Raw genomic sequence first — 1216 nt, 5'->3', positions numbered from 1 at the left:
TTGGGGTGGGCGCGGTCCGGATCGAGCAGGACCGCGTCGGCGGACGCGCCGCGACGGCGCACGAACGTCGCGGCCCACAGGGCGTCGCCGCCGTTGTTCCCAGCGCCGACGACCGCGCAGACCCGGCGTCCGGCCACTCCGCCCGCGACCGCGGTCAGCTCACCGATGATCGCGGTCGCCAGCCCGAAGGCCGCGCGTCTCATCAGGGCACCGTCGGGCAGGCCGGCCAGCAGCGGCGCTTCGGCGTCGCGGATCGCGTCTACGGAGTAGTAATGCCGCATCGAACCCAACACTACGTGTCCGCGCCGGGGCGCACCGTCGAGTGCACGCACGCCGGCTCCCGGCGCGTCAGGCCTCCGTCATGGCGAGGCCTCGCCGGAGCGGAACCGCCGCATCGCGTCCCTGAGCTTGGCCGGGCCCAGTTGCATGCCGACCTTGGTGCGGGTCAGCGGGTAGAAGCAGAGCCCGATGAGGATCGCGGCGAAGTGCCCGATCGCGGTGAATTGGAGTTCGACGCGGTTCATCGTGAGCAGCGGGAAGCCGAAGATGACGAACAACACCCCGAGGTAGCCCCAGCGCCACGGTCGCGCGATGTGGTAGGTCAGCACGGCCATCACGCCGACCAGGAAATAGCTGACCCCGATGTCGCGGGCCAGCACCAGCCTTTCCGACGCGCTGCGGTCCTCGATCGCGAAGTAGAGCATGCCCTCGCCGATGTAGGTGGCGAGGATGTGCGACGTCAGTCCCACGGTGAGCCACCGCAGCTGGCGCAGCCAGTGTTCGGCCGGCGCGAGGAACAGCGTGAACAGCAGCAGGTAAGGTTCCAGGTCCTTGCCGTCGATCCACAGCAGGCTGGCGAACAGCACGTCGAGGGGATCGGAGCCCAGCCCGCGGATGTTGGTGGAGCGGTGCAGCAACACCGCGTGCAACTGCTGGCCGGTGAGGTCGTTCTGGATCAGCGTCGTGATCGTCAGCACCAGCAACCAGCCGTAGGTCAGCGGCGCGTCGCTGACCCAATGCCACACCGCGAGCGCCATGCTCCCGGCTCGCCCCCGCACGGATGTGTTCGCCACACCTCAACCTTCGCATGCCCGGCGCCGCGCCGCGGAACCGCGACAAACGCATCAGGAACGCGAGGGGTTGTCCGGCCTCAGGTGCCGCCACCAGCAGTTGATGTAGAGGGACATCGACACCGCCAATGCGACGAGCACCCACA

Annotated in this window: 2 protein-coding genes; both read right to left on the bottom strand. The window is 68.9% G+C overall.

The genetic code is table 11. From position 1 onward, the window contains the following. The coding region (locus tag ACOJVU_RS15545; RefSeq protein ID WP_421530603.1) for an NAD(P)H-hydrate epimerase at positions 1-281 on the bottom strand (281 nt) is incomplete at its 3' end. 78 nt (positions 282-359) lie between these two features. Next, on the bottom strand, positions 360-1037 hold the full coding sequence (locus ACOJVU_RS15540; protein WP_421530602.1) for a rhomboid-like protein: 678 nt from the start codon (positions 1035-1037) through the stop codon (positions 360-362). Positions 1038-1216 lie beyond the last annotated feature (179 nt).

The organism is Mycobacterium sp. THU-M104 (genome assembly GCF_049197365.1).
GTDB lineage: Bacteria > Actinomycetota > Actinomycetes > Mycobacteriales > Mycobacteriaceae > Mycobacterium.
Note: the sequence above shows the minus strand (reverse complement) of the source record. Positions and strands in the feature narration are given on the sequence as shown.

Coding starts and splice junctions, on each gene's coding strand:
- ACOJVU_RS15540 (WP_421530602.1), bottom strand. CDS start 1,037: ATGGCGCTCGCGGTGTGGCATTGGGTCAGCGACGCGCCGCTGACCTAC.